Genomic DNA, 20,026 nt, shown 5'->3' with positions numbered 1-20,026 from the left:
ACCTTCTGGGTTGAAACTTGGAATTCAACCCAGCTCTCATTCATTCAAGGAGATAGACGATGACGAACTTCAGGAAGACTTTACTGGCTGCCGGTATCGGCCTGGCATTGGGCGTGTCGGCGGAGGCATGGGCTGAACCGACGACCGCCAACGACAACTCGGATGGCAGCACGAACGTGGCGGTCGACGCCAGCTCCGCGACGGCCTCGCAGGGCCTGACGAACGCCGCGGCGAACAACCACAGCGAATCGACTGCGACGGACAATTCCGACAACAGCGCCAACGCCTATGGCGGCACAGTCGCCAATGCGAACCACGACAGCACGTCGACGGCGACGAATAGCTCCGACAACAGCTACGTTTCCGCGGGGGGCAATCAGGCGGCGGCCGCAAACCGGGGAAGCACGGCGACCGCGACGGATAACTCCGATAGGTCATCCAACTCCCATAACATCGATAACTCCGACAACAGCTCCGCCTACGCCGAACCCTACGGCGCCGCCGCGAACAACGGGAGCACCGCGACCACCGACAATTCGGATCGCTCCGACAACAGCTCCGCCTACGCCGAGTCCTACGGCGCCGCCGCGAACAACGGGGGCACGGCTTCGATCGACAACAGCGATCACAGCTCGGCGACCGGCGGCGGGGATGTCGCATACGCCAATAACTACGGCGATGCGACGATCGACAAGAGCGTAAACGAGGTCAGCGCCCAGGTTGCCTACGGCGACCACGACGTGGCCAACCACGACGGTACCGTCAATTTCAGCAACACCGAAGTCAACCTCAGCGCCGAGGTTTCGACTGTGACCGTAACCCAGACCGGCGTCGCCCTCGCCGGAACGCCCGGATTCGATGAATCCAACAGCATCAATAATGCCGTCAACGGCGCCGCTGGCATCACTCAGCTGGTGCAAAACCAGGGTGCCGGCGCTCTGGTTCAGCAAAGTGCCAACGTGTTCGGCACTGTGAACGTCACTCGGTGAGATTGACGGGATAGCAGTCGATTGGAAGTACCGGTGAGCGCCGAAACGCTCGCCGGTCCCCTCTCCGCTGAAGCCTTAAGAGGGAAATGAGGTGTGAGCGATGAAAAAAGGATGGACCGGAGCCCTGTGTTTTCTCATGAGTTGTTTCTGGTTGACCGGCCACGCGAGCGATCTCGACGAAGAAGTCGAATTTGCCTCCGAATCGCACGCGGCGGTCGCGAACGGCGATTTGGGCGAGGAGAGAGCCCGCGAGGGCGTGGACGATTTGGCGTTCGTCCACGGCGCGCTCAAGGCGACACTTGCCGATAATCAGGCGATTAGCAACGGCATTACTACATATAACGCCATCGAAAGCGGCGCCTTCGCCGGGGCCAGCGGCGTCGTATCGGTCATTCAGAACACCGGTAACAACGTCATCATTCAAGATTACACAAGCATAAACGTCACCATAATGCCATGAACGGAAGCAACGATTTTTTTCGTTCAAATTTCTTGCTTGCCCTGTGCCTTATGAGCGCAGCGCCGGACGGCAATGCCGGCGCCGTACAGTTTTCCGACGGAATAGCGGGACCGGGGTTTTATAACATCGGCATAACGAGTTACGCGGAAAGACGGTTCAAGACCATTCTCAAGCAACAGTACGACTTTAGCTGCGGTTCTGCGGCGCTGGCGAGCTTGTTGTCGTTTCATTACGAAGATACCGTCGGCGAACTGGAAGTGTTCGCCGACATGTGGAAGCACGGAGATCAGCAAAGAATACAAAAGCAAGGTTTTTCCTTGCTGGACATGAAGCTTTATCTCGAACGCCGAGGGTACAAGGCCGACGGCTTCAAAATCGGCCTGGAGGAATTGGTGCGGGCCGACGTACCGGCGATCACCATCATCAATAATCATGGATATCTGCATTTCGTCATCATAAAGGGGGCCGATCAATCCACGGTGTTGCTCGGCGATCCGGCCGTAGGTTTGAAAAGGGTCGATCTCCCGACGTTTATAGAACTTTGGGAGAATCGCATTCTGTTTGTCATCCGAAACAAAAAGAATATTGCAGGGCAATATTTCAACAACGAAGACGAATGGCTCCTGAGCCCGAAAGCGCCATTGGGCATAGCGCTTGATAACGGCAGCCTCGCTTCCTTCAATTTATTGCAACCGGGGCGATATGACTTTTAGAAACAAGGGGTAATATTATGGTTTCGGGCAAGGATGTTCGAAGAGCTAAAAAAGCTGGCATTAAACGGGCGGTTCTGAGTATCATCTTTTTCGCTTTGGCCCTTCAAGCAGCAAGACTTTATGCTGCCGACGATCGGAGCGCCACAGATTCGGGCACGGACTGGACAGCGGCTAAGGATGCCGAACTCGATGAATTACGCGGCGGATTCGTCTTGGACAATGGAATGGTGATCGATTTCTCCCTCGCCACATCGGTATTCGTTAACGGGCAAGAGCGGTTTTCGGACCGTTTCGAGCTAGCCAACAATTTGACCCTCGACCAGTTGCGCGGGGCGATCGTCAATAACGGCCCTAGCAATTTCGCGATGACGGATGCCGCCATGAACAACATCGCCGTCATTGGAAATACTCTGGATAATCAGGCGATAAGCCTGCTGCGATCTGTCGACATAACCCTTTCGAATATCAAGAACATGAGCGGTTTTGGACAGTCGAGCCACGGGTTTGCGCCGTGATTTCATAATCGGACGACATCGCTTGATAGGAGAAATAATCGGAATAGGTCGATCGACATTGCGGTTTCGGTGATCAGGAAGACGTAAACGGCTCGTCTAATCAAAAGGATGGGAAAGCAGATGGAACTAATAGCTGGGATTTCTCGGATCGAGAGAGCGTTTCCGGTCAATCAGGCTTGGGGAGATGTCAGGGACCTGATTTTGCTTCAGCCAGGCTGGGCCGATTCGCTCGGCCTGGCGAAGAGCCTTGCCGAAAAGGGCTGGAAAGCCCATATTTCGATGGATGCTCGAGAAGCGATCAGATGCCTCGCATCAGGCAAAATCCATGTCGGCATCGTCCTGCTCGATGCCAGCTTCAGCGAGGAAATGCAGAGCGAATTGCTCACGGTCATCAACGAAAGCTCATCCACGGAGTGGATTGCGATCGTCGATCCGGGGAGCATGAATTCCATGGAACATGCTTCTTTCCTGAGTTCTTTCTTTTTCGATTTTCACACGACTCCCGTGGACATCCGCAGGCTGGCATACTCGCTGGGACATGCCTACGGAGCCGCAAAACTCGGCGAGGCCGGTCGCGGGGAGTTGCGCCTGGCGATCAATCAGAGATTTGGATTGATCGGATCGAGCAAGGCCATGTCCTTGGTCTATGACAATATCGAGAAAATCAGCCGAAGCAATGAGCCGGTAATCATTGCCGGGGAAACCGGAGTGGGCAAGGAACTCATCGCGCGGGCGATTCACGGCTTGTCGTCCCGAGCGGAAAAACCGTTCATTGCCGTGAACTGCGGAGCGATTCCCGAAACGCTGGTGCAAAGCGAGTTTTTCGGGCACAGCAAGGGAGCGTTTACCGGCGCGGTGGAAGAACGGGTGGGGCATTTCGAAGCCGCAGGGGAAGGTACCGTGTTTTTGGACGAAATCGAGAATCTCTCCCCCTTGGGACAGGTTTCGCTGCTGCGATTCTTGCAGGAAAAGGAATTGACGCCCCTGGGCTCGAAAGAATCGCGTCCGGTCGATGTGCGGATTATCGTCTCGGCAAGCCCGAAATTGCGAGAGGCGGTGACCAGCGGCGCCATCCGGGAAGACCTATTTTACCGGCTTAATGTGTTGCAGATCGAGGTGCCCCCTCTAAGACAGCGGGATACCGACGCGGCCGAAATCGCGGAGTATTTCGTCGACAGATTCAATCGGGGAAAAAGGCGCAATGCGAAGCGGCTATCCAAGAAAGCGATTGCGGCAATCCTGGATTATCCGTGGCCGGGCAATGTACGGGAGTTGATGGGTTGCGTGAATCGGGCCGCCGTTCTTTCGACAGGCCGCCTCATTACCGAAGCCGATCTGGGCCTGCCGCGTTCCACCAGGCTTAGCGGGCGAACGCTTAAAGAGATAAAGGCTCAAGCGGTCGAGCAAGCCGTGATGTCGGCTTTGGCGGAGTCCAAGAGCGTTACCAGCGCGGCGCGCCGGCTCGGAGTTTCGCGCGTGACGCTCTATCGCTTGATGGAAAAACATTCGATTACGGCCACGCCGCCCGGAGTCGAACACCTTGATTAATCAGCCGGGCAACGCTCGTGCGGTATTTTTTGAGGAATATCCGATAATGGATTGATAATAAATAGATAAAAATAATAAATACATCATGATAACCATCGATATATCGGTCACATATTATCGGCCGATACTAGATTGTTGATGTTGTTTAAAATAGATGACCTAAGCCAAAGTAGAGATTTTTTCGTGGTAAAAATATTCTTTGCAATCGACTGCTTGTAGAGGGTTTAAGAATTAAATTTAAAAGCGAAATCTTAAATAAATTCTGATAATTTCTGGTCTACGCAAATCCTTCCTATACCCGCTTGCCAAAACAGTAAAATTAAAGTACGTTCTGTTACGTCACAAAAATAGGACAAGGACCCAGGGAGGGTACGTCGTTGCGTTTACACGTTATTTCCTCGATCTTTGGGATGTCTCTGGGATCTCTCTGCTTCGGAGTGGAAATTACCGATGTAGAGTATAAGGAGTCGGCCGATGCGCTCAGGCTGGAGATATCGGCTTCGGATGACATTTCGGTGCAAGCTTCCCTTTCGGATAGTCCGAATCGCCTGATTATCAATTTTCCCGACAGCCGAATCGGCGGAGTACTTCCCCAACCGCCCCGAAATCATTCTTTGTTTTCTCGCGTGACGGGAGATTCGAAAGCCAATGGCGATTTACGCCTGATCATCGATCTGAAACGGCCCGCGACTTTTACCCAAATGTGGGAGCCGACTCTGCAGGGAGGGGCGTCCAAGCTTCTGGTCGATTTTCCTAAAACGGCATTGGCGGCGCGGGCCGGTCAGGGCGTTGGCGCTGCCGGAGTCGGAAAAACCAGGGCCGTTCTCGTTTCTCGAGGACAGAAGGTTGCCGATGACGCGGCGAATATCAGCGAGCTTGACAAGTTGCGGCGCGCATTGGCCGAGCAGCAGCGGATCCTGGAAAATCAGAGAAAAGCTTTCGAGGAACAACAGCAAAAGCTGCTGGCGCTGCAAAATCAGGTCGAGCGCTTGGCCGGAGGCATGCCCGGCAGGCCAGCCGCCGCGAATCCGGGGGCGGCGCAGGCGAAACGGGCTGAAAATCGGCCCGGAGGCGGCATCAAGGTTGCCGATAATAAGCAGCCGCCGATGCCTAAGGGACCTGTCGGGCAATCTCTGGAACCGGCGGAGAAGGCCAAGCCGCCGGAACTGCCGAGAATTTCCGAAACCGTAGGCGGCGTGTTGACGCCTAAGAACATGCTGATCGTAGAGCCATCGCTGGAATACGACTACGCGAGCAATAATCGGGTTTTTCTCGATGCGTTCACGTTCATTCCGGCCATCGCCATCGGTTTGATCGACCTCCGAGAAATCGACCGGCACACCTTTATCGGGGCGATTACCGGTCGCTACGGCGTTACCGACCGGCTCGAGATCAGCGGCCGCGTTCCTTTCATTTACAGGGAAGATACGCAGCGGTCGAGAGCCGTCTCGATCGGCGCCGGCGTAGATGAAACCTTCAATGCCGATGGAGCCGATTTGGGCGATCTGGAGTTTACGGCGCGTTACCAGTTCAATAGCGGAGCCGGCGGCTGGCCGATATTCGTGGGAAATCTCGCGGGCACGATTCCTACCGGAAAAAGCCCCTTCGATATCAAATATGCCCTGGCTCAAGGCGTGCCGGGAGCGCAGTTTCCGACCGAACTCCCGACCGGCACGGGTTACTTCAGCGTTCAGCCGAGCGTCACGGCGTTATATCCGACCGATCCGGCCGTGTTTTACGCAAATCTGAATTATGGATATAACGCCGAGACCGACCAGAATATCGGAAAGGTCGATCCCGGCGACTCGATAGGCGCAAGCTTCGGGCTGGGGTTCAGCATCAACGAGCGCTCATCCTTCAGCATCGGATACTCGCACAGGCACGTATTCGATACCACGGTGGACGGAGACACCGTCCCGGGATCGAATCTGGATATCGGGGAGTTTCTATTGGGTTATTCTTTCAAGCTCACAAGAGACACCAGCCTGAATCTCTCGGTGAGCATCGGAGCCACGGAGGACGCACAGGATGCCAAGTTGACTCTGAGACTGCCGATGCTCTTTTCGCCGTTTAATTGATTCCCGCGAAACGGCTTTCGGGCTTTTTTCACCGCATTCCCGCCGGCGAAGAAACCGGCCGGAGCAAACCTGCTGCGCTTCATTACGGACCTTTGTAGAATTGCCGCTTATCTTGATATCCGCGCGTTGATATGAACAAAAACGAGCCTTATATCGGAATCCATAACGATCTCTACGGCGGCATGACGGACATCGGCCGCATCGTCCGGGACGCCTGGGCTTTCCAATTGATTCCCGAATCCGAGACGTGCGCCGGATGGCAAGCGGTAGGCATCGAAAATTTGTGGGAGAAGGTCCAGGAAAACTGGGCCCGCCATGGCTTTTCGGTGCGCAATTTTCCCGAGGAGCTTCGCCAACGATACCTGCGCATTCAGGCAGAGGCGGTGGCTCGAGCGAAAGCCCAGGGCTGGAATCCGGATCGCGATCTGGAAGACGAATAGCGGGAACGATTTCGGAGCAAAGACATGCATATCGTCTGTCCTTTCTGTATGACGGTAAACCGCGTTCCCCCGGAGCGGGTGAAAGACAAGCCGAAATGTGGAGATTGCCGGCAAGATCTCGTGAGCGGGCGGCCGGTAAATCTGACCCGAGGAAATTTCGACGCCTATATCGGGAAAGGCGATTTGCCCGTCGTGGTCGACTTTTGGGCGAATTGGTGCGGGCCGTGCAAAATGGTGGCGCCGGTGATCGAACAATTGGCGAGCGAACTGGCCGGGCGGACGTGTTTCGCCAAAGTCGATGTCGATGCGGAAAACGGTCTCGCCGGGCGTTTCGATATTCGCAGCATTCCCACCTTGGTGCTGTTCAAGGCCGGAAGAGAAGTCGATCGGGTGACGGGGGCCGTGAGCACGGCAGATCTCCGCCGCTGGATTTTGTCCCGCTGACCGGACGCGCCGTAAAAAAGGCGCCCGAAGGGCGCCCGTCACAGATATGACAAGAAGAGCACCCGAGGGAATCAGAGATGGTAGGCGGTTTCGCCGTGCTCGCTGGTATCGAGCCCTTGACGTTCGGTTTCTTCGGTAACCCGAAGCCCGATCAGCCTGTCCACGATCTTGTAGGCGATGAAAGACACCGCCCCTGACCAGACGATGGCGGTTCCCACGCCCCAGATCTGGCTAATCACTTGTGCCGTCATGTCGTACTCGCCGACCGCATCGGCCACGTAATCGTACACGCCGGCTCCTCCGAGCGCAGGAGAAGCGAATATGCCGGTACCCAATGCGCCGATGATGCCGCCGATGCCGTGAACTCCGAACACATCGAGCGAGTCGTCATAGCCCAAAATGTTTTTCAAGCTGGTGACCGCCCAGAAGCAGACGGCGCCGGCCATCAGGCCGAGAACGATGCTACCCGTGGGGCCGACGAAGCCGCAGGCCGGCGTGATGGCGACGAGACCGGCGATTGCTCCCGATGCGGCGCCCAGCATGCTCGGTTTGCCCCGGGCGAGCCACTCGGCCGACATCCAGGCCAGGGTCGCTGCGGCGGTTGCGAGCAAGGTATTGGCGAAAACCAGGGCGGCGACGCCGTTGGCTTCCAGATTCGATCCGACGTTGAAGCCGAACCAGCCCACCCAGAGCAGCGATGCGCCGATCATGGTCATCGTCACGCTGTGGGGCGCGATGAATTCCTTTTTGTAGCCGATGCGCTTGCCGATCAAGAGGCAGCCGACCAGCCCCGCGATGCCGGCGTTGATATGCACCACGGTGCCGCCGGCGAAATCCAGAGCGCCCTTCTGGAAAAGAAAACCGGCCGTCTTGGCGGCGGCTTCGGCGGCCGCGGCATCCGTGTACGCATCCGGACCCGCCCAGAACCAGACCATGTGAGCCATCGGCAGATAGGCGAAGGTGAACCACAGCACCATGAACATCAGCACCGCGGAGAATTTCACCCGTTCGGCGAACGCGCCGATGATCAGGGCCGGGGTGATGGCCGCGAAGGTCGCCTGAAATACGACGTAGACATATTCCGGAACATAGACCCCTTTGCTGAACGTAGCGGCAAGCGATTCCGGCGTGACGCCTTTCAGAAATGCTTTACCGAACCCGCCGAAAAAGGCGTTTCCCTCGGTAAACGCGATGCTGTAGCCGTATATCGCCCATAGCAGCACCATCAACGAGAAAATCACGAACACCTGCATGAGGACGGACAGCATGTTCTTGGCGCGCACCATGCCGCCGTAGAACAGCGCAAGTCCGGGAACGGTCATCAATATGACCAACACGGTAGCCGCGATCATCCAGGCGACGTCCCCTTTGTCGGGAACCGGAGCGGGCGTCGCAGCAGGAGCGGCCGAATCGATCGCCGGTTCGCCTGGCGGAAAAGCGGGCTCTTCGGCGAATGCGAATCCCGTCAAGCCCAGCGATATGGACAAGACGAAAACGGTCAGGATTTTTTTCATGCGGCTTTACTCCTTAAAGCGCCTCTGCCCCGGTCTCGCCGGTGCGGATACGAATCACTTGTTCGAGGTCGAGCACGAAAATCTTGCCGTCGCCGATTTTTCCGGTATTCGCGGTCTTCGAGATGGCATCGATCGCGGCGTCCAATTGCTCATCGGCTACCGCGACTTCGAGTTTGACCTTGGGCAGAAAATCGACGACGTATTCGGCGCCCCGGTATAACTCGGTATGTCCCTTCTGCCGGCCGAATCCTTTCACTTCGGTAACGGTAATGCCGGAAATGCCGGCATCGGACAGTGCCTCCCGGACATCGTCCAACTTGAAAGGCTTTAGAATCGCGGTCACAAATTTCATGTAAGGGTTCTCCTATGGGATCGTTGATTCGGTACCGGACGGCGGAGCCTTGCTCGGCATCGAGGCGCGCATCAACCTGGAAGCAGAACCTGTGCCAAGCGTTTATCACGCCATTACCCCAGCAAACAATGCGATTGCCAGGCCGGCCGGCCGTCAAAATGCACCATCGCGGGGCGCCCGATTCGGCCTGCACCCGGACGGTGCGCGCGGCGGAAAGGCGTTTCACTGGACGCTCGTGGGTTCACTCGGCTATTCTTTTTCCACTATGTTCGATAAAACCACCTTAAACGATCTGGCCAGGCGTCTTGCCGAGGCCGTGCCGTCCGACTTCCTCAGGGTGCAGGACGATTTGGAAAAGAACTTCCGCGCAATTCTCCAGGCCTCCGCCGCGAAGATGAATCTGGTCAGCCGGGAAGAGTTCGAAGTGCAAACCGCCGTCCTTGCGAGAACGCGCGAGCAGCTGGAGCGGCTGGAAACGCGAGTCGCCGAGCTGGAAAAGCAGATCCTCGATCGATAAACCGGACGGGCGAGGAATTCATGTCCCTGGCCGTCGTGTACACTCGAGGCAGGCAAGGCATCGCGGCTCCCTTGGTTACCGTCGAGGTGCACATCTCCAACGGACTGCCGAGCCTTTCCATCGTCGGCCTCCCGGAAACTGCGGTAAAGGAAAGCAAGGATCGCGTGAGAGGCGCGCTTCTGAACTGTCGGTTCGAGTTCCCGCTTCAGCGAATCACCGTGAACATGGCGCCCGCCGACATTCCCAAGGAAGGCGGCCGCTTCGATCTGGCCATCGCGCTGGGCATCCTGGCCGCATCGGGACAAATCAGGAGCGAGCGTCTGCCGGAAATCGAATGCGTGGGCGAACTTTCTCTGGGCGGCGAATTGCGTCCGGTGAGCGGCGTGCTGCCGGTCGCGATTCAGGCGAAGCAGGCGGGACGCGCATTGATCGCTCCCAAAGAGAATGCGGGCGAAGCGGCTCTGGCCGAGGGCGCTAAAATTCTTGCGGCACGCCATCTCCTCGAAGTCTGCGCCCACTTGAACGGCCAACAGCCGATTCCGTTCGAGGCATCCGAGGGAACCGCTGCCGCCCTGGAATATCTCCCCGACTTCGCGGACGTGCACGGACACTTTCACGCCAAGCGGGCATTGGAAGTCGCCGCCGTCGGACGCCACAATCTCCTGATGCTCGGACCGCCGGGAACCGGCAAATCCATGCTGGCGGTGCGGCTCCCGGGCATTCTTCCGCCGTTGACCGACGAAGAAGCCCTGGAAAGCGCTGCCATCGCATCGGTCAGCGATCTGCCTTTCGATCCGCGGCGCTGGCGCGTTCCGCCGTTCCGCTCGCCGCACCATACCGCCTCGGCGCCCGCCTTGGTGGGCGGTGGCGGCAATCCCAAGCCGGGAGAAGTGTCCCTGGCGCATAACGGCGTCCTTTTTCTCGACGAATTGCCCGAATTCGACCGCAAGGTACTGGAAGTTTTGAGAGAGCCGTTGGAAACCGGTTGCATCACGATTTCCCGCGCCGCGCGGCAGGTGGATTTCCCGGCCCGGTTCCAGCTCATCGCCGCGATGAACCCGTGCCCGTGCGGCTATTTGGGCGATGCGTCGGGGCGCTGCCGCTGTACTTCGGAACAGGTTCAGCGTTATCGTGCGCGGATTTCGGGGCCCTTGCTCGACCGCATCGACATGCACATCGAAGTGCCGCGCGTCTCTCAAGACATGCTGCGCCAAGGCGCGCCCGGCGGAGAGCAAAAAAGCGCCGATATCCGCCGGCGCGTGATAGCGGCGCGGGATATCGCCTTGCAGCGGACCGGGAAGCCGAATGCTTCGATGACGCCGCAGGAAATCAAGCGGTATTGCCAGTTGACCGACGAAGGGCACCGGCTACTGGAGCAGGCCGCCGAGAAGCTCGGATTGTCGCACCGCGCCTATCACCGCATCCTGAAACTCGCCCGCACCATCGCCGATCTCGCCGGTGCGGAAAAGATCACCGTTCCACATCTCGGCGAAGCCATCGCTTTCCGGCGGCTCGACCGCACATCTTCGGTCGCTTGATGGTCTCTCAACTGAATCCGCAGCAGCTTGCTGCCGTCACCACTTTGGATTGCCCGCTTCTGGTTCTCGCCGGAGCGGGCAGCGGCAAAACCCGGGTGATCACCGAAAAGATCGCCCATCTGGTCAAGCACGGTACCCCGGCGAGGCACATCGCCGCCGTAACCTTCACCAACAAGGCGGCGCGCGAAATGAAGAGCCGCGTCGGCAAGCTTCTTTCCGACAAGGATCTGCGCGGCTTGACGGTATCCACTTTCCATTCGCTGGGCCTCGAAATCTTGCGCGAGGAGCACGGTGCGCTCGGTTTCAAGAAAAATATCTCCATTTTCGACGAGCACGACCGTCTGGCGCTGACCAAGGAGCTCATCAAGCACGGCTCGGAAAACTGGGATATCGACGAGGCGGAAAGCTATATCTGGCGCATCGGCCGGTGGAAGAATCTGTTCGTGACACCGGAGCGCGCCATCGCGGAAGGGCAGGGCGACGGATATCCCGCCGCGCGGCTCTATGCCGAATATGTCCGCCACATGAAGTCCTACAATGCGGTGGACTTCGACGATCTGATCCTGCTCCCGGTTCTGCTGTTTCACGAACACGCGGAGATCCTCGATAAATGGCGCAACCGGATACGCTATTTATTGGTGGACGAATACCAGGACACCAACCTGACCCAATACGAACTGGTCAAGCTGCTGACCGGGAAGCTCGGCCGTTTTACCGTGGTCGGCGACGACGATCAGTCGATTTACGCCTGGCGCGGCGCGCAGCCGGAAAACCTCGCCCAGTTGCAGCGCGATTACCCGCGGCTCAAGGTGATCAAACTGGAGCAGAACTACCGATCGACCGGCCGGATTCTGAGGGTCGCCAACAAGCTCATCGCCAATAACCCTCACGTGTTCGAAAAGCGTTTGTGGAGCGCGCTCGGATACGGCGATCCGCTGCGTGTGCTCACCCATAAGGAAGAAGTCGCCGAAGCGCGGCAAGTCGCATCCGACTTGCTGCATCACAAATTCCGCCACGGCACCCGATTTCAGGATTACGCCATTCTGTATCGCAGCAACCATCAATCGCGGCTTTTCGAGCGGGCTTTGCGGGAGCACGCCATCCCTTATTTCATCAGCGGCGGAATGTCCTTCTTCGGCTACGCCGAGATCAAGGACATCATGGCCTATCTGCGGCTACTGGTGAATCCGGACGACGATGCCGCCTTTCTCCGCGTCGTCAACGTTCCGCGCCGGGAGATCGGACCGACCACCTTGGAAAAGCTCGGCGCTTATGCCAACCGGCGGCATATCAGCCTGTTTGCCGCCTGCTTCGAATTGGGGCTTCAACAGTCTCTCGGCGAAACGGCCATAAATCGCCTGCGCCACTTCGCCGAATGGATCACCGACGTCGCGGATCGCGCCCAGCGCGGCGACACCTTCGCCGTGATCGACGATTTCATCGCCAAGATCGGATATGAAAACTGGCTGAGAGAGACCAGCAACAGCGAAGACATCGCCCGGCGCAAGATGGGGCAAGTCCGCGAATTGACCGATTGGCTCAAGCGTATCGCCAAAGAGGACGAAAAAGAAAAGAGCCTCGCGGAAGTCGTCTCCCGGATCATGTTGCTCGATATCCTGGAACGCAACCAGGAAGAAAATGCCGGCGACCGGGTCAATCTGATGACGCTGCACGCTGCCAAAGGATTGGAGTTCCCGTATGTCTACCTGGTCGGCATGGAGGAAAACCTGCTGCCGCACCAGACCAGCATCGAAGAAAACACGATCGAGGAAGAACGCCGATTGGCCTATGTAGGCATCACCCGCGCGCAGAAACTTCTGACCTTGAGCTACTGCACGCACCGAAAGCGCCACGGCGAAATCATGGACTGCGAACCGAGCCGTTTTCTGAGCGAACTGCCGGAAGAAGAACTCGAATGGCCGGAACGACGGGCGCTCGATCCCGAACAAAAAAAAGAACGCGCCATGGACAGTTTCGCCGCCGTCCGGAGTCTATTAAACCGATCCTAAATCCTGTAGAATGCGCGGCATGCGCCCGTAGCTCAGTTGGATAGAGCGTTGGCCTCCGGAGCCAAAGGTCGGACGTTCGAGTCGTCTCGGGCGCGCCAAATTACAGCCAAAGCGCCTTGTGTCACAAGGCTTTACAAAACAACCGTAAAATCTACGGTCTCCGAGCAGTAAGGGTTTTGTCACTCTAGGGAACCTCTGAATAAAGCCCACATTGGTCCAGTAGAATCCGGCTTGTCTGAAAAAACCCACGCAAGCATGCGATAAATCCGATTTTTCCGCTGTTTTCTCCGATCCTTCCGGCCGGATTCGCCCGGTTGGGCGAACCGCGGGCAGACTTCGCCCGTCAACTCATCAACGCATGCCTCTTCAAATACAGGTTGGTCAGCCCCATCAGCGTGAAGACTTGGGCGGCGTTCTTCGCGATTCCCCGATAACGCGTCTTGAGGTAGCCAAACTGGCACTTGACCACCCGGAAAATGTGTTCCACCCGGCTGCGCACCGAAGCCATTTTGCGGTTACGCCGTTTCTGTCCGCTTGTCAGCGTGCGTTTGGGACGCGCCTTCAGCGCCACGCCCCAGAACACGCCGGCTCGGCGGGCCGCCCGCTTGAAGGTGTTATTGACATAACCGGCATCACCCAGCACCGCCCGGTCGTCTTCCCGCAGTAACTCGGGCAGTTGGCTGATATCCGAGACATTGGCCGGCGTCACCGACACCGTATGCACCAGCCCGCTGTGGATATCCGCTCCCACATGCACCTTCATGCCGAAGTACCACTGATGGCCCTTCTTGGTCTGGCGCATCTCCGGGTCGCGCGACTTGGTCTTGTTCTTGGTCGATGGCGCTGCATGAATGATGGTCGCGTCCACCATCGTGCCCCCCCCTGAGCAGCAGACCCTTCTGTTCCAATACATCGTTGATGGTGTTCATCAGCTTTGCGGTTAACGCGTGCTGCTCCAGCAAGCGCCGGAAGTTGAGGATGGTCGTTTCATCCGGGAGCGCATCTTCCACCAGTTCCAGCCCGGCGAACCGTCGCATCGACTCGATCTCGTACAAGGCGTCTTCCATGTCCGGATCGGACAGCGCATACCACTGTTGCATGAAGTAGATCCGCAACATCGTCGCCAGCGGCATCGGCTGACGTCCCCGGCGACCGGCCTTGGGATAGTAGGGCTCAATCACCGCCAACAGCGCCTCCCAGGGCATCACCTGGTCCATTTCGGCCAGGAATTTCTCCCGCCGGGTCTGTTTCTTCTTGGCGTCAAAAGTCAGGGAGGCAAAGCTGGCTTGTTTCATCGCGTCACCACTCCAGTAAGATGAAGCAAGCTTAACATGGCCATTTATTCAGAGGTTCCCTAACAAAACAATAAACGGCGGACTCAGTGTCGGGATATATTCAGCAAACGGCTTGGGTCATCAACGGGGTCAGACCTTGTAATTTAAGTGGACCCCTGGTCAAGACAAATTCGAACCGAATTTAAGAGGGTGCCGGATCACTCGCCGCGGAACGGCGCGGCCCCGATTTGGTTTGGTTTGATTTTTCGGCGGTTTCCCCGCCGGTGAAGTTGTCCACGATCCTGGCGCCACCGCCGATGGCGGTCCGGTAGACTTGGTCCGGCGTGAGGTAGCCCAGCGACTGATGTTTCCTCTCCGTGTTGTAGAACTCGAAGTAGCATGTCAGCCCCACCAGCAATTCCGGCAGGCCCGCATAACCCCTCAAATACACGTCCTCGTGCTTGACGCTCCGCCAGAGGCGCTCGACGAAGATGTTGTCCAAGGCCCGCCCGCGCCCGTCCATGCTGATGGCGATCCCGTACTCCGTTAACTTCCCCGTGAAAGCTTCCGCGGTAAACTGGCAGCCCTGGTCGCTGTTGAAGATCTCGGGGGCGCCATAAACCCGGAGCGCCTGTTCCAGGCCGTCCACGCAGAAGCCGCTGTCCAGCGTGTTCGAGACCCGCCAGGCCAGCACCTTGCGCGAGTACCAGTCGATCACCGCCACCAGATACACGAACCCACGGGGAAGGCGCACGTACGTGATGTCCGCGCTCCAGACCTGGTCCGGACGGTCGATCTCCACGCCCCGCAACAGGTAGGGATACACCGGGTGTCGGGGATGCGGACGGCTGCTATTGGGCCCGGGCGCCATCCCCGCCAGCCCCAACGTCCTCATCAGCCGCTGGACGCGCTTGCGGTTGACCCGGTATCCCAGATCACGCAGGTAGATCGTCATCCGGCGGCTGCCGTAGAAGGGATGCCGGGTGTATTCCGCGTCGATCAGCGCCAGCAGTTCCAGGTCCTCCGAATCGGGCTCCACCTCGCGGCGGGGCGCATAAAGGATCGAGCGGGAGACGCCCGCCAGGGCGCACTGGCGGCTCGGCGCCAAGGGTCCCTCCCGGTCGATCCAGCCCTCGCGCTCCCTTATTACGACGAGCAATACAACTACGGGAACACCTGATGGCTGACCTAATCGAAACCCCGCAATGGGAGCCGGGGATCTACCAACTCGAAACATCCGATCCGGTGCTGGGCGGGCCGGGTGGAATTTCCAACCGGCAGGCCGAGCAGCTCGCCAACCGGACCCAGTTCCTGAAGGGACTGGCCGAAACGCTGAACGACGGCAAGCAGACGGCGGACGCCCTGCTAGACGCCCTGGCCGCGCTCGCGACAGCGGCCGATCAAATGTTCTACTGCACCGGCCCGGATACGGTCGCGCTCACCTCGTTGACCGCCTTCGCCCGCGCTCTGCTGGGCGCCGTGGATGCAACCACGGCGCGGGGGACATTAGGGGCCGCGCCGCTGGCGAGTCCCGCGTTCACCGGTTCGCCGACCGCTCCGACGCAGGCAGAGGGGGACAACTCGACGAAGGTGGCGACGACCGCCTTCGTTCAGACTGCCGTCGCGCCGAAGGCGCCGCTGGCGAGTCCCGCGTTCACCGGTTCGCCGACCGCTCCGACGCAGGCAGGGGGGGACAACTCGACGAAGGTGGCGACGACCGCCTTCGTTCAGACTGCCGTCGCGCCGAAGGCGCCGCTGGCGAGTCCCGCGTTCACCGGTTCGCCGACCGCTCCGACGCAGGCAGGGGGGGACAACTCGACGAAGCTGGCGACGACCGCCTTCGTTCAGACTGCCGTCGCGCCGAAGGCGCCGCTGGCGAGTCCCGCGTTCACCGGTTCGCCGACCGCTCCGACGCCGGCTCAGTTCGACAACAGTACCAAGATCGCCAATACCGCCTTCGTGCGATCACGCGGCATGTCGTTCAGTGGCTGCACACAAGTCACGAGCGAAACGACGCTGACCCCGGACTATGCCGGAAAATGCATATTTTTATTTGGTACGAGCTACATTGTTGCGTTGCCCGACGCCGGCGACGTCCCGCCAGGATCGATGCTGTCCTTCTACAACACTAGCGGATCCATCGAGATCGTTGCTCAGGCGGGTGACGCCATTCTTGTCAATAATAAATCTGTCACTGATCTGACATTGCTTCCGGGCGACACGATGTCCATGGTATCGGATGGCGACAACGTATGGATTGTTGTATCCGGCCACGTCCAAGTGAGGAATGGCGAAACATTTAAAGCCGGGCGTTCTGCATGGACGTATAAGGACATTGTTCCGAGCGCGGCGGACCAGACCTACACCAACATACTGACGTTCACCTCTCCATGCAGCGGAAGGATCCACGCGTGGGCCGTGGCGAACAGTAGCGCACCGCAACCTGTCAGCCATTATCACGAGGTGACCATCAATGGCTCTACCTATATGACCGACGGCACGCAGTTGGGCATGACGGAGATGGGCGCTGCCAGCGTATTGGGCGGCGTGCCGTGCACTGTCACCCAGAAAATCGTCACGGGAGGGGCCGGTAATTCAATCCGGATGGGCCTGATGTACCTATTCGTTCCGGCTTAGTAAGGAGGAGGAGGATGTTCTACGCCTTGGATTTCGACCAAGCAGGCAACGTGATCGCCCGTTGCGTGTATTCCGAAGAACCCGACACGTTGGCCAAGGATCAAATTGCCTGCACCGAGCAGCAATACCGCAGCTGGCAAGAGTGGCGGGTGCAAAACGATGCGCTCGTGCCGCTAGGGGCGAACGATCTGGCGGCACGAGCGAAATCGGCGCAATGGACGGCCATCAAAGCCGAGCGTGACAGGCGCAGGACCGGCGGAATCAAAGTCGGAACGTTATGGTTCCACAGCGATGCCGACAGCCGCATCCAGTACCTCGGCTTGAAGGACAGGGCGCGCGACCTGCTCACTGCCGGCGGGGGCATGACGGACGATATCGTCATCCTGGGCCAGCCGGTGCGCTGGAAAACGATGAATGGCTCATTTGCCAACATCACGGCCCAACTCGCCATCGATATCGTGGCCGCCGCTGGTGATTTGGACGCACGGCTGTTTGCCGTGGCAGAGATGCATCGAGCGGCAATGGAGGTAGCAGACGACCCGGCTGCGTATGACTTTTCCTCCGGCTGGCCGGAAACCTTCGGGGGCTAAGCCCATGTCAACGGTAAATTTTTCCTTTTATTCGATCATAGGAGGCATCCATGCCCGCTGAATACCATCATGGGGTCCGCGTCATCGAGCTGGCCAATGGCGCTCGCCCGATTCGAACCGTCAATACCGGCATCATCGGCCTGGTGGCCACCGCCGACGATGCCGACGCCGCGGCCTTCCCGCTCGACACGCCTGTGCTGATTGCCGGCAATCAGGCCCTGATCGGCAAGGCCGGCACCACCGGCACGCTGAAGCGCACGCTGGAGGCGATTTTCAAGCAGATCGCGCCGGTCATCGTCGTGGTCCGCGTAGCGGAAGAGGAGATCGAGGACGATCAGAATACCGCGGTGATCGGGACGGTGACGGCGCAGGGCCAGTACACCGGGCTCAAGGCCCTCCTGGCGGCCAAGGCGCAGCTGGGCGTGACGCCGCGCATCATCGGCGCGCCGGGCCTCGATACCCAGGCGGTGGCGACGGAGATCGGATCCGTGTGCGACCGGTTGCGGGCCTTCGGCTACGTGGCGGGTCAGGGGGATACCGTCAGCGCCGCGATCCTGTACCGGTCCAATTTCGGGTCCAAACGCCTGATGACGATTTGGCCCAAGTTCAAAGGCTGGGACGGCCAATCGCTGGAAGCCACGGCCGTGGCCCTGGGGCTAAGGGCCCGGATCGACAACGATATCGGCTGGCACAAAACCATTTCCAACGTGGCGGTTAACGGCGTGGTCGGATTGACCAAGGATGTGTACTTCGATTTGCAGAGCACGGCGACCGATGCGGATCTCTTGAACGCCGACGAGGTGACGACGCTGATCCGCCAGGACGGGTTCCGACTGTGGGGCTCCCGCACCTGCAGTGACGATCCGGTGTACGCCTTCGAATCGGCCGTCCGTACCGGCGACGCCCTGGCCGATACCATCGCCGAGGCGCATTTATGGGCGATCGACAAGCCCATGAGCAAGACCTTGATCCATGACATCATCGAGGGGATCAACGCCAAGATGCGGCACTTGAAGTCGCTGGGCTATATCGTCGATGCCGAGGCCTGGCTGGATCCGGCCAAAAACGAGGTGACGACCCTCCAAGCCGGCGAGCTGCATATCGATTACGAATTCACGCCGGTACCGCCGCTGGAAAACCTGATGTTCTACCAGAGCATCACCAATGAGTATCTGATTCAACTGGTTCAATAAGGGGGTCGCATGCTGCCCAGAAAACTGAAGAACTTCAATTTGTTCATCGATGGCGTGGGGTTCGCCGGCCGCGTGCCGGAAATCACTCTGCCGAAGCTGACTCGCAAGATGGATGATTACCGGGGCGGGGGGATGAATGCGCCGGTCTCGATCGATATGGGCATGGACAAGCTCGAGGCGGAATTCTCCCTAGCCGAGTACAACCCTGTGGTGCTGCGTCAATTCGGCATGGCCGACAGCCAGGCCATCGTGTTGCGATTCAAGGGCGCGGCGCTGGCTGACGACGCCGGCGGACAGTCGGACGCCATCGAGGTGGTGATGCGCGGGCGCTGGCAGGAAATCGAGCGTGGCGCGGCGAAGCCTGGCGACAACTCGGACATGAAGGTGAAGGTGGCGATCGCGTATTACAAGGAATTGTTGAACGGCGAAGCGCTGATCGAGATCGACGTGATCGGTATGAAGGAGATCGTCGGCGGCGTCGATCGGCTGGCCCAGCAGCGCGCGGCGCTCGGCATATAGTTCCCCATCGATGGGCACGGCCTGACGGCCGTTGCCTATCCTACGATTGACTTTGAGAGATTCGAAACATGAAAAACACGTCGAACACCGTGAAACTGTCGACCCCGATCAAGAGGGGCGACAAGGAGATCACTGAGATTACCCTGCGCGAGCCGTCTGCCGGCGAACTACGCGGCGTGAGCCTCGCAAACCTTTTGCAGATGGAGGTCGGCACCGTGAGCAAGGTGCTGGAACGGGTGAGTGAGCCTACGCTGGACGCGGCGGCGCTAGCGGACCTCCCGGCCCGCGACCTGACCAGCCTATCCCTGGAGTTGGTGAATTTTTTCGTGGATACGACGGAGGCCTCCCCGAGCGCGTAGAGTCGGCGATGGCGGACGTGGCCGTAGTGTTCCACTGGCCATTGTCCGATCTGTGCGGGCTGTCCGTGGCTGAGTTGATGGCCTGGCGAGAGGAGGCGGCGCTACGGACTCAGACTGATGAGCGGTGACGTTTGCAGGCGTCCGCGATCAGGTTGCCGATCGTCAGCGGAAGACCCAGCATGGCGGCGAAGGCGGCGATCAGGAGGAACAGAACGAACCCGATGCCGAAATGTCCGCTGTCCCACCACGCGTAAAGCCCCAAGGCCATGGCGGCGAGATAAACCAGCAGTACGAGCATCGAGTAAATCAGCATGAATGGAACCCTGGCGTTGGGTCT

General features: G+C 58.8%; 22 protein-coding genes, 1 tRNA gene and 2 pseudogenes. 19 read left to right on the top strand and 6 right to left on the bottom strand.

Annotation, left to right across the window (positions count from 1 at the left end; all coding sequences use genetic code 11):
• Positions 1–59: 59 nt before the first annotated feature.
• The 6 genes and pseudogenes from ACWJKU_RS10585 to ACWJKU_RS10560 form a co-directional block, all read left to right on the top strand.
• On the top strand, positions 60–989 hold the full coding sequence (locus ACWJKU_RS10585; RefSeq protein ID WP_454142267.1) for a hypothetical protein: 930 nt from the start codon (positions 60–62) through the stop codon (positions 987–989).
• 100 nt (positions 990–1,089) lie between these two features.
• Positions 1,090–1,449, top strand: coding sequence for a hypothetical protein (locus ACWJKU_RS10580; protein ID WP_454142266.1), 360 nt, complete (start codon positions 1,090–1,092; stop codon positions 1,447–1,449).
• A 50-nt stretch (positions 1,450–1,499) separates the two neighbouring features.
• Positions 1,500–2,162 (top strand): C39 family peptidase, encoded by a 663-nt coding sequence (locus tag ACWJKU_RS10575; protein WP_454142265.1) that lies wholly within the window; start codon positions 1,500–1,502, stop codon positions 2,160–2,162.
• A 17-nt stretch (positions 2,163–2,179) separates the two neighbouring features.
• Complete coding sequence (locus ACWJKU_RS10570; RefSeq protein WP_454142264.1) at positions 2,180–2,677, top strand: hypothetical protein; 498 nt, start codon at positions 2,180–2,182, stop codon at positions 2,675–2,677.
• A gap of 120 nt (positions 2,678–2,797) precedes the next feature.
• A complete protein-coding gene (locus ACWJKU_RS10565; protein WP_454142263.1) occupies positions 2,798–4,225 on the top strand; it encodes a sigma 54-interacting transcriptional regulator in 1,428 nt (475 codons plus the stop codon).
• Between the two features lie 410 nt (positions 4,226–4,635).
• Positions 4,636–4,848 (top strand): annotated as a pseudogene (locus ACWJKU_RS10560) (AMIN domain-containing protein); the annotation flags it as partial.
• Positions 4,849–4,881: 33 nt separating this feature from the next.
• Here ACWJKU_RS10560 and ACWJKU_RS10555 read toward each other — a convergent pair.
• The gene (locus tag ACWJKU_RS10555) at positions 4,882–5,355 is read right to left on the bottom strand and encodes a hypothetical protein (protein WP_454148204.1); all 474 of its coding nucleotides are present in this window, start codon (positions 5,353–5,355) and stop codon (positions 4,882–4,884) included.
• Here ACWJKU_RS10555 and ACWJKU_RS10550 point away from each other — a divergent pair.
• From ACWJKU_RS10550 to trxC, 3 genes are all read left to right on the top strand, one after another.
• The gene (locus tag ACWJKU_RS10550; protein WP_454148202.1) at positions 5,332–6,303 is read left to right on the top strand and encodes a transporter; all 972 of its coding nucleotides are present in this window, start codon (positions 5,332–5,334) and stop codon (positions 6,301–6,303) included. The genes ACWJKU_RS10555 and ACWJKU_RS10550 overlap by 24 nt on opposite strands.
• 131 nt (positions 6,304–6,434) lie before the next feature.
• Positions 6,435–6,743 (top strand): hypothetical protein, encoded by a 309-nt coding sequence (locus tag ACWJKU_RS10545; RefSeq protein WP_454142262.1) that lies wholly within the window; start codon positions 6,435–6,437, stop codon positions 6,741–6,743.
• A 24-nt stretch (positions 6,744–6,767) separates the two neighbouring features.
• Positions 6,768–7,187 (top strand): thioredoxin TrxC, encoded by a 420-nt coding sequence (gene trxC, locus ACWJKU_RS10540; RefSeq protein ID WP_454142261.1) that lies wholly within the window; start codon positions 6,768–6,770, stop codon positions 7,185–7,187.
• Positions 7,188–7,258: 71 nt separating this feature from the next.
• On the opposite strand, the gene ACWJKU_RS10535 is transcribed toward trxC, so the two are convergent.
• Together ACWJKU_RS10535 and glnK are read right to left on the bottom strand one after the other, a co-directional pair.
• Complete coding sequence (locus ACWJKU_RS10535) at positions 7,259–8,701, bottom strand: ammonium transporter (RefSeq protein WP_454142260.1); 1,443 nt, start codon at positions 8,699–8,701, stop codon at positions 7,259–7,261.
• A gap of 13 nt (positions 8,702–8,714) precedes the next feature.
• A complete protein-coding gene (glnK, locus tag ACWJKU_RS10530) occupies positions 8,715–9,053 on the bottom strand; it encodes a P-II family nitrogen regulator (RefSeq protein WP_454142259.1) in 339 nt (112 codons plus the stop codon).
• A gap of 49 nt (positions 9,054–9,102) precedes the next feature.
• On the opposite strand from glnK, the gene ACWJKU_RS10525 reads away from it, so the two are divergent.
• From ACWJKU_RS10525 to ACWJKU_RS10510, 4 genes are all read left to right on the top strand, one after another.
• Positions 9,103–9,570, top strand: a complete 468-nt coding sequence (locus ACWJKU_RS10525; RefSeq protein ID WP_454142258.1) for an accessory factor UbiK family protein — start codon at positions 9,103–9,105, stop codon at positions 9,568–9,570.
• Positions 9,571–9,590: 20 nt separating this feature from the next.
• Positions 9,591–11,108, top strand: coding sequence for a YifB family Mg chelatase-like AAA ATPase (locus tag ACWJKU_RS10520; RefSeq protein ID WP_454142257.1), 1,518 nt, complete (start codon positions 9,591–9,593; stop codon positions 11,106–11,108).
• Positions 11,108–13,117, top strand: a complete 2,010-nt coding sequence (gene rep / locus ACWJKU_RS10515) for a DNA helicase Rep (protein ID WP_454142256.1) — start codon at positions 11,108–11,110, stop codon at positions 13,115–13,117. The genes ACWJKU_RS10520 and rep overlap by 1 nt, the downstream gene beginning before the upstream one ends.
• Positions 13,118–13,138: 21 nt before the next feature.
• Positions 13,139–13,215, top strand: a tRNA-Arg gene (locus ACWJKU_RS10510).
• A 245-nt stretch (positions 13,216–13,460) separates the two neighbouring features.
• On the opposite strand, the gene ACWJKU_RS10505 is transcribed toward ACWJKU_RS10510, so the two are convergent.
• Positions 13,461–14,412, bottom strand: a protein-coding gene (locus ACWJKU_RS10505) for an IS5 family transposase (RefSeq protein ID WP_454142255.1) whose coding sequence is annotated in 2 segments (ribosomal slippage) — positions 13,461–13,997 and positions 13,999–14,412 — 951 coding nt in all. Because the reading frame shifts where the segments join, the coding sequence is not laid out codon by codon here.
• A gap of 181 nt (positions 14,413–14,593) precedes the next feature.
• Positions 14,594–15,544: pseudogene (locus ACWJKU_RS10500) on the bottom strand (IS3 family transposase); the annotation flags it as partial.
• 26 nt (positions 15,545–15,570) lie between these two features.
• Between ACWJKU_RS10500 and ACWJKU_RS10495 the strand changes: the two are divergent.
• From ACWJKU_RS10495 to ACWJKU_RS10470, 6 genes are all read left to right on the top strand, one after another.
• Positions 15,571–17,028, top strand: coding sequence for a hypothetical protein (locus ACWJKU_RS10495; protein ID WP_454142254.1), 1,458 nt, complete (start codon positions 15,571–15,573; stop codon positions 17,026–17,028).
• 14 nt (positions 17,029–17,042) lie between these two features.
• Positions 17,043–17,618, top strand: coding sequence for a DUF4376 domain-containing protein (locus ACWJKU_RS10490; protein ID WP_454142253.1), 576 nt, complete (start codon positions 17,043–17,045; stop codon positions 17,616–17,618).
• Positions 17,619–17,668: 50 nt separating this feature from the next.
• Positions 17,669–18,811 (top strand): phage tail sheath protein, encoded by a 1,143-nt coding sequence (locus tag ACWJKU_RS10485; protein ID WP_454142252.1) that lies wholly within the window; start codon positions 17,669–17,671, stop codon positions 18,809–18,811.
• 9 nt (positions 18,812–18,820) lie between these two features.
• Positions 18,821–19,330 carry a phage major tail tube protein gene (locus ACWJKU_RS10480; protein WP_454142251.1) on the top strand — a complete coding sequence of 170 codons (510 nt, stop codon included), beginning with the start codon at positions 18,821–18,823 and terminating at the stop codon, positions 19,328–19,330.
• A 68-nt stretch (positions 19,331–19,398) separates the two neighbouring features.
• Complete coding sequence (locus tag ACWJKU_RS10475) at positions 19,399–19,689, top strand: phage tail assembly protein (protein WP_454142250.1); 291 nt, start codon at positions 19,399–19,401, stop codon at positions 19,687–19,689.
• Between the two features lie 8 nt (positions 19,690–19,697).
• A complete protein-coding gene (locus ACWJKU_RS10470) occupies positions 19,698–19,817 on the top strand; it encodes a GpE family phage tail protein (RefSeq protein ID WP_454142249.1) in 120 nt (39 codons plus the stop codon).
• Here the strand turns inward: ACWJKU_RS10470 and ACWJKU_RS10465 are convergent.
• Entirely contained in the window at positions 19,799–20,002 is a 204-nt protein-coding gene (locus tag ACWJKU_RS10465; RefSeq protein ID WP_454142248.1) for a hypothetical protein, read from the bottom strand. The genes ACWJKU_RS10470 and ACWJKU_RS10465 overlap by 19 nt on opposite strands.
• Positions 20,003–20,026 lie beyond the last annotated feature (24 nt).

The organism is Methylocaldum sp. MU1018 (genome assembly GCF_053646775.1).
Note: the sequence above shows the minus strand (reverse complement) of the source record. Positions and strands in the feature narration are given on the sequence as shown.

Coding starts and splice junctions, on each gene's coding strand:
- ACWJKU_RS10585 (WP_454142267.1), top strand. CDS start 60: ATGACGAACTTCAGGAAGACTTTACTGGCTGCCGGTATCGGCCTGGCA.
- ACWJKU_RS10580 (WP_454142266.1), top strand. CDS start 1,090: ATGAAAAAAGGATGGACCGGAGCCCTGTGTTTTCTCATGAGTTGTTTC.
- ACWJKU_RS10575 (WP_454142265.1), top strand. CDS start 1,500: ATGAGCGCAGCGCCGGACGGCAATGCCGGCGCCGTACAGTTTTCCGAC.
- ACWJKU_RS10570 (WP_454142264.1), top strand. CDS start 2,180: ATGGTTTCGGGCAAGGATGTTCGAAGAGCTAAAAAAGCTGGCATTAAA.
- ACWJKU_RS10565 (WP_454142263.1), top strand. CDS start 2,798: ATGGAACTAATAGCTGGGATTTCTCGGATCGAGAGAGCGTTTCCGGTC.
- ACWJKU_RS10550 (WP_454148202.1), top strand. CDS start 5,332: ATGCCTAAGGGACCTGTCGGGCAATCTCTGGAACCGGCGGAGAAGGCC.
- ACWJKU_RS10545 (WP_454142262.1), top strand. CDS start 6,435: ATGAACAAAAACGAGCCTTATATCGGAATCCATAACGATCTCTACGGC.
- trxC (WP_454142261.1), top strand. CDS start 6,768: ATGCATATCGTCTGTCCTTTCTGTATGACGGTAAACCGCGTTCCCCCG.
- ACWJKU_RS10535 (WP_454142260.1), bottom strand. CDS start 8,701: ATGAAAAAAATCCTGACCGTTTTCGTCTTGTCCATATCGCTGGGCTTG.
- glnK (WP_454142259.1), bottom strand. CDS start 9,053: ATGAAATTTGTGACCGCGATTCTAAAGCCTTTCAAGTTGGACGATGTC.
- ACWJKU_RS10520 (WP_454142257.1), top strand. CDS start 9,591: ATGTCCCTGGCCGTCGTGTACACTCGAGGCAGGCAAGGCATCGCGGCT.
- rep (WP_454142256.1), top strand. CDS start 11,108: ATGGTCTCTCAACTGAATCCGCAGCAGCTTGCTGCCGTCACCACTTTG.
- ACWJKU_RS10495 (WP_454142254.1), top strand. CDS start 15,571: ATGGCTGACCTAATCGAAACCCCGCAATGGGAGCCGGGGATCTACCAA.
- ACWJKU_RS10490 (WP_454142253.1), top strand. CDS start 17,043: ATGTTCTACGCCTTGGATTTCGACCAAGCAGGCAACGTGATCGCCCGT.
- ACWJKU_RS10485 (WP_454142252.1), top strand. CDS start 17,669: ATGCCCGCTGAATACCATCATGGGGTCCGCGTCATCGAGCTGGCCAAT.
- ACWJKU_RS10480 (WP_454142251.1), top strand. CDS start 18,821: ATGCTGCCCAGAAAACTGAAGAACTTCAATTTGTTCATCGATGGCGTG.
- ACWJKU_RS10475 (WP_454142250.1), top strand. CDS start 19,399: ATGAAAAACACGTCGAACACCGTGAAACTGTCGACCCCGATCAAGAGG.
- ACWJKU_RS10470 (WP_454142249.1), top strand. CDS start 19,698: ATGGCGGACGTGGCCGTAGTGTTCCACTGGCCATTGTCCGATCTGTGC.
- ACWJKU_RS10465 (WP_454142248.1), bottom strand. CDS start 20,002: ATGCTGATTTACTCGATGCTCGTACTGCTGGTTTATCTCGCCGCCATG.